Source organism: Acinetobacter sp. A1 (genome assembly GCF_012371315.1).
Lineage (GTDB): Bacteria > Pseudomonadota > Gammaproteobacteria > Pseudomonadales > Moraxellaceae > Acinetobacter.
Genome location: NZ_JAAZQY010000055.1, coordinates 1 through 6772 on the forward strand (window position 1 = coordinate 1; position 6772 = coordinate 6772).

5 protein-coding genes and 3 pseudogenes are annotated in these 6772 nt (G+C 41.6%); 6 read left to right on the plus strand and 2 right to left on the minus strand.

Features of this window, described 5'->3' with window-relative positions:
* Window positions 1-68: 68 nt before the first annotated feature.
* From HHA41_RS12575 to HHA41_RS12595, 5 genes and pseudogenes are all read left to right on the plus strand, one after another.
* Window positions 69-488 (plus strand): annotated as a pseudogene (locus HHA41_RS12575) (hypothetical protein); the annotation flags it as partial.
* Window positions 489-500: 12 nt separating this feature from the next.
* Window positions 501-1607 carry an ImmA/IrrE family metallo-endopeptidase gene (locus tag HHA41_RS12580; protein ID WP_150378256.1) on the plus strand — a complete coding sequence of 369 codons (1107 nt, stop codon included), beginning with the start codon at window positions 501-503 and terminating at the stop codon, window positions 1605-1607.
* A gap of 246 nt (window positions 1608-1853) precedes the next feature.
* On the plus strand, window positions 1854-2495 hold the full coding sequence (locus HHA41_RS12585) for an SOS response-associated peptidase family protein (protein WP_002046584.1): 642 nt from the start codon (window positions 1854-1856) through the stop codon (window positions 2493-2495).
* A gap of 111 nt (window positions 2496-2606) precedes the next feature.
* Window positions 2607-3233 (plus strand): S24 family peptidase, encoded by a 627-nt coding sequence (locus HHA41_RS12590; protein WP_000038641.1) that lies wholly within the window; start codon window positions 2607-2609, stop codon window positions 3231-3233.
* Window positions 3234-3247: 14 nt separating this feature from the next.
* Window positions 3248-3562, plus strand: a pseudogene (locus HHA41_RS12595) (Y-family DNA polymerase); the annotation flags it as partial.
* Window positions 3563-3600: 38 nt separating this feature from the next.
* On the opposite strand, the gene HHA41_RS12600 reads toward HHA41_RS12595, so the two are convergent.
* A complete protein-coding gene (locus HHA41_RS12600) occupies window positions 3601-4575 on the minus strand; it encodes an IS110 family transposase (RefSeq protein WP_150378074.1) in 975 nt (324 codons plus the stop codon).
* A 218-nt stretch (window positions 4576-4793) separates the two neighbouring features.
* Here HHA41_RS12600 and HHA41_RS12605 point away from each other — a divergent pair.
* Window positions 4794-5780 (plus strand): annotated as a pseudogene (locus HHA41_RS12605) (DUF4113 domain-containing protein); the annotation flags it as partial.
* A gap of 130 nt (window positions 5781-5910) precedes the next feature.
* On the opposite strand, the gene HHA41_RS12615 reads toward HHA41_RS12605, so the two are convergent.
* Window positions 5911-6747, minus strand: coding sequence for an aminoglycoside O-phosphotransferase APH(6)-Id (locus HHA41_RS12615; protein ID WP_000480968.1), 837 nt, complete (start codon window positions 6745-6747; stop codon window positions 5911-5913).
* Window positions 6748-6772: the final 25 nt, after the last annotated feature.

The window sequence follows — 6772 nt, forward strand, 5'->3', positions numbered from 1 at the left end:
TAAAATAGAGCAATGGGTGGAGAGAGTATCAAACCAATTCGGAAAAGAATACATGTTTACTTTTTAATGACAGCTTAAAGAAAATACAAATTATCTTTATGAGCGGGAATATTGCATTGGGGTTAGCTGATCAAGTTGTATCAGCACACTGTGAAAAAGGATTAATGACATTAAATAATATTAAGGAGAATCAGTCTGCTTATGATGATGAGACAAAATTGAGAACATGGATTTTATACTTTCCTTCAGCATCACATCCAGCCTATAAAGACATTGATATCCCAAATATTCCTTTTGAATTTGCATACCCAACTAGCTTCGTACAGGACTTAAAAGCGAAAAAAATTTCAATTTTACCAAGTGACCATACTTGCAGAATTGCATTTGAAATAGATAATACAGTTCCTGTAAAAACTGATCCTAAGCCAGTATTGGAACCATCTAATGAAATTAAACCAGATGATTTTGATATTCAGCTTGTAGTTTAATCTGAGGTTAATGTGTTTAATAAAGATCGTTTACGTATTGCTAAAGAATTACGAGGACTTAGCAATACCGATTTCGCAGAAAAATTGAGTTGCTCTATCTCTAAGGTAAAGCAACTTTTAGACGTGGATAAAGAAATCAATGAAAATGATCAAGATGATATATGCCGTGTATTAAATTTACCCAAGTCATTCTTTGCAGGTAATGACACACAACCACATGAAACAGACCAAATCTTCTATAGATCGGTTGCTCGTATTAAAGCACAGCATAGAAAAGCTAATGAGGCATATACTCTTTTAGCAATAAATATTAACAAGTACTTAAATCAGAAAGTAAAGTTACCTACTTTTCACCGTCCTGATTTAGATATTACTGAGTTTTTGGGTGAATCTAAGTATGCCGATCACCTAGCGTCAGAGTTGAGAGGTTTATGGGCTTTAGGTAATCAACCTATTAATAACATTGTTTCGTTGTGTGAGCTAAAGGGAATCCGTGTCTTTAGATTACCGACTGAAATTCGAGAAATTGATGCACTATCTTTTTTTGATGATGAAAGTGGTAGCCCTTTCATATTTCTAAATACATTTAAGTCTGCCGAAAGAGCCCGCTTCGATTGTGCACACGAACTTGGTCATACCGTTATGCATACGCATAACAAAAAAATTCGTGTCGAGAAAGATAATCGTGTTCTCGAAACTGAAGCGGATCAATTTTCATCTGAATTTTTAATGCCAACAGATGCATTTCTTTCTACTGCTCCACGCTATTTTTCACTAGAAAATATGATTGAGTATAAAAAGATTTGGCGAACATCCCTGAAGGCTATTAACTATAAAGCTCACAAGCTGGGCTTAGTTAGTGATTGGGTTAATCGTAGTAACTCTATAAAGATCAATTCGTTGGGCTACAACATTAATGAACCTGAAGAAACTCATCGAGATGAGAGTTTGATGTTGCCCAAAATTATCTCTGTTTTAGCCTCACAACCATCTTTTGATAAAAATAAAATGCTTGATGAAATTGGAATCTCTGAAGAAGATTTTAATCAATTAACATTTGATGCTTTAGCTAAAGTTGAGCCCCCGAAGAAAAAACATAAGTTATATATTGTCGAGTAATACAAACCTTCCTTAAAAATAATGCGCCTTACGGCGCACTATTTATGCAAAATCCTGATTAATTTTTTTATGACTTCACGCCCAACGTAGTTTTGCATCCCATAAGTCATACTTTAACTGAAAATGTAACTTGCCCCATCATGACTTTTTTCATATAGCCTACTTGAACTGACACCATAAATCCCATGTGTTCCATAAAGCATCGTATACAATTTCAGATAAATTCTTTAGTTATGTGATCAGGCTATGTGCTCAAATTACCTATTTCCAAATAAAAGAAATTTGACACTCTTAGGTGTCGATACAAGCCAGTTTGATCTTGAGCTTAAGGATCATGTATTCCCTTCCTATCATGCTCCAATCATTCTGAACGGCTCAGATCACTTAGAGCTTGATATTGCAAAGTTTGGATTACTACCGAGCTGGGCGAAAGAATTGAAGTTCAGCAGTCATACTTATAACGCCAGAACTGAGTCTGTAGCAGATAAGCCTAGCTTTCGACATGCTTGGAAGTACAGCAAGTTCTGCCTAGTCCCAGTACAAGAATTTTATGAGCCGAAATACATCAATGGCAAGCCACACTGGTACACCATCAAGCGTAAAGATGATCAGCCTTTTACTGTTGCAGGGATCTATGATGATGCAGTGATTAATGGCAATAAGGTACGTTCCTTTTCAATGTTGACCATCAATTCGGACCATCACCCTTTTATGAAACAATTCCATGCACCGAAGGATGAGAAGCGATCCATTATCGTTATTCCAGAACAGTACAGAAAAGACTGGCTAACAGCCGATCATGAACATGCGCATGAATATTTCTTTCAAATGCCCGATGAATTCGTCACATTTCCACGCGATGAGCAGAAACAAAACGTCTTATTCTGACGCATCCTTGTTTATCCACAACTTTTTAAATTTGAATTTTAAACGCTGTTAGTAATATCCTATTTAAACAAATTCTACTTCCAAACACGCCTCGTAGCGTAGGAGTATCTCATGTCTAAGAAGTTGCCTATTTACTTCTCTGACGACGCATGGTCATCTTTACAAGAGCTCATGGGTCCAGAGGGTAAACCAAGTCCTACCATCAACACCGTGCTTGAACAAATCGCTGTTCAAAATGAGCTTGTTGAAAAATTAGGGCTTACTGCTGTCCTACCCAAATCCAAAGTATCTATTCCCGTCTCTTTAGAGCGTATTCCTGCAGGTCCGGCCTTCAGCACCAAGGATGAGCAAGACAAAGCACTCGATCTGAATGAGTTCCTGATTCACAACCCTATTTCTACTTTTATTGCCTATGTAGACAGTGAATCCATGCTCGATGCTGGCCTAGAGATTAATGATCCAATCATTATTGATCGCAGTATTGAAGCCAAGCATTACGATATCGTGGTTGCCCTGATTGATGACAATGCCTCGACCATTAAGCGGCTGATGATCACCAATAAGATGTCCAAGTCTGAAATCAAAGAAATATTTGGAGATGAAGATTATCCGCTTCCAGAACTTTGGTTGAAGGCTGAAAATTCGAATTACAATCACATCATTCCTGATGATAGTCAGACCATATCAATCTGGGGTGTGGTGACTTTTAATTTAAAGCGTATTTATCACCGCTCATAAAAAGAAGAATAACCATGCAAAGTGAAAATGAAATATTCGCGTTAGTCGACGTGAATAATTGCTACGTCTCGTGTGAGCGTGTGTTTAATCCTGCCTTGAATGATCGCCCAACCATTGTGCTCAGCAACAATGACGGCTGTGCCGTGGCCAGAAGCCAGGAAGCGAAAGACTTAGGCATCAAGATGGGTGTTCCTGTATTCCAAATTAAAGAGCTAATCAAACAACATAACATTCAGGTGCTATCCAGTAATTTCTCCTTATATGGCGAAATGTCCAAGCGCTTTATGGAGCTGCTTGGGGACTATGTTGCACCAGGAGATCAAGAGATACCGTCTGAAACGTCAAGCAAATTATTGAGAATTCATGCTCAATAATCCGCTTGATAAGGTTGTTGGTGTTTGAGTACACCATAACAAAGATGAACCAACTTCCTCATCGCAGCTCCAATCGCCATCATTTTGGTTTTACCATTGGCCAATAATCTTTCATTCATCCCTCTAATGTGGGGATTATGCCGAGTTGCGACAATGGCTGCCATATATAAACCGGCACGTATTTTGGAAGAGCCCGCTTTGGATAAACGGCTTCTGCCATGAATGGAGCTACCTGATTGCTTTTGAATGGGGACCAAGCCAACAAAGGCGGCCGCTTGACTAGCGCTTTCAAAAGTATGGCTGCGCAAGAAACTGAGCATTAATAAACTGGTTCGATCTGCAATAGCTGGAATACTGCTGAGCAGTTCTTTATCATTTCTTAAATCAGGATTCTGATCGATATGAGCATCAATTTGCTGGTCGATACCCTGAATGTGCTTGTTTAACTGCCTAATACTCTTATGGATAGACTGAAGTACAGGTTCCATCGTGAAGGTAGACTCTGCTTTTTCCAAACGATTCTTTTCACGTTGTAAATCTTCACAAAGCACAGCTCTTCTATCTAGCAAAGCATTCAGAAATTGAATAGGTTGGGGTAAAGGTTGCCAAAAATGTAGATCGGCAGTCATCGCAAATCGAGCTAGAACTTCACTATCCACCTTGTCTGTTTTATTTAGCTTAGACATACTCTGAGCAAAATATCGAGCTCTGGCAGGATTGGTTACACAGACTTGATAGTCCGCATCAAATAAATATTTAGCCAAGAGTTCATGATAAATAGATGTGGCTTCCATTAAGATAATGGTCTGCGTAGAAGTTGCAGCATGCTGCTTTAGCCAGGTTTGAAGTTGCTCAAAACCTTTTGGTGTATTTGAAAAAGTTTTGGTTTTCTTTTTACTTGCAGAATTTTCTAAAATTAAACAGCAATCAATTTTAGCTTTAGCAACATCAATACCAAGATAAAACATAATCTTTACCTGCTTTATTTATCCAATTATTGTTTTAGCATAACCACCGTCTTTTCTTGTGAATACAGCATCAAAGTGCTTAGTTACCGTCCAGAGTTGTGCAAGTGGTTAGGGCAAATTGTAGGTTTTATCTCTTTCACAGACTAAAAGTCTTAGGTCTATTACAAACTCTACAATTTGCATATAGTGGAAGCTAATCACTACAAGCTCCAAGATACAAGGTCTATTCCATTGATGAATGCTTTCTGAAGCTCACAGCTTACGAGCATCTATTTGACCTGACTGTATATGCTCAAGACATGAGGGCTAAGGCTTGGCGTTGGTTAGGCCTACCCTGCTGTATTGGAATTGGTCGCTCTAAAACCGAAGCCAAGATTGCCAATCATCTCGCCAAGAAAAACAAGTTCTTCAATGGGGTCTGTAATCTGGCCCATATGGACCCATGCTCTACAGAAACGCTACTCGCGCAGGTTGATGTGTCTGAGGTTTGGGGCGTAGGCAGACAGAACTGTAAGAAGCTCAATACTATGGGTGTTCAATCTGTGCTGGATCTGATCAATGCCAATCCTAAAGAAATCAAAAAGCAGTTTAGTATCGTGATGGAAAAGACGGTGCTTGAGCTACAGGGCCTTTCTTGTATTGACCTTAGTGATGATACTGTAGCGAAGAAGCAAATCATCAGCAGCCGTTCATATGGCAACCCAGTGTATGAAATGGATGACATTAAAGCTTCGGTTCGGCTTTATGTGGCCAGAGCCGTGAAACGAATGCGGGAAGATGGCTCAATCTGCAAGATGATCGGCGTGTATATCCAAACCGGTCGCTTTGATAAGACAGAGCGCTACTCGCCTTACATCGTCGTTCAAATGCATGAGCATACGGATGATCTACTGCTCATCACCAAGGCCGCGATGAAAGGCATCGATCAGATATTTAAGAAAGGCTTTAAGTATAAAAAGGCGGGAATCGTGCTGCTCGAAATTACAGATCAATCCAAGTTTGTGCCCGATCTATTCACGGACTATTCACATAAGCAAGAGCGAGAAAGGCTTTCAGATGCCATCGAAGCCATCAGTGAACGGTTTGGGAAGAATCTCGTCACGCTAGGCATTGCCAACAATAAAGAAGCCACATGGCACATGAATCAAAACCTTAGATCACCTTCGTATTTAACCAAATGGTCTGACTTACCAAGAGTAGGATAAAAACATGCACTTATTTAAATTAACGGGGTCGTTTGCGGGAGAGGGCGAAATCCTACGCTAAGGCTTTGGCCAACGATATTCTCCGGTAAGATTGATGTGTTCCCAGGGGATAGGAGAAGTCGCTTGATATCTAGTATGACGTCTGTCGCACCTGCTTGATCGCGGCCGCGATAGCTAGATCGCGTTGCTCCTCTTCTCCATCCGCGTTCCAAGCTGCGGAAAGGCACCCATAAGCGTACGCCTGGTCGAGCAGGCGACGCGGATCGACGTCCAGCGCACGAGAGAATGCGTCCGCCATCTGTGCAATGCGTCTAGGATCGAGACAAAGGTCGTCTCTGTCAGCCGGATCGTAGAACATATTGGCGGCGCCAAAGCCCACTTCACCGACCAGACCGACGGGATCTATCACCAGCCAGCCGCGACTGGAGAACATGATGTTTTCATGATGCAGATCGCCATGTAGCCCACGCAGTTCCGAGGCATTGCTCATCATTTGATCGGCTATAATCGCCGCGTGGACGTAGTCAGTTTGACAACCTGCGTTTTGATCATCGCGCGCCCGCTGAAACAAAGCTGCAAAGCGATCCCGGATCGGGAGAAGGGCAGAAGGCAGGGGTTCCTCAGATGCGGCATACAGCTTCGCCATTAGTTCCGCTGCAATTTCGGTCGCCTGGTAGTCGCCGTGCTCGGCAACGATGTGAGAGAGCATTCGCTCCCCGGCATATTCGAGCAACATCAGATTGTTCTCACGACCGAGCAACCGGACTGCTCCCCTCCCATTGCGCCATACCAGATAGTCGGCCCCGCGCAGTTCATCAGCAATGTCTTCTATAGGTTTCAATCCCTTGACGATTGCAGGAGTCCCGTCTGGCAATGAAACTTTCCAAACGAGGCTGGAAAAGGTGTCCGCAATGAGAACAGGTTGCGAAACGTGCCAATGAGCAGGAAAAACAGGCGGCATGAACATCAACCCCAAGTCAGAGGGTCCAATC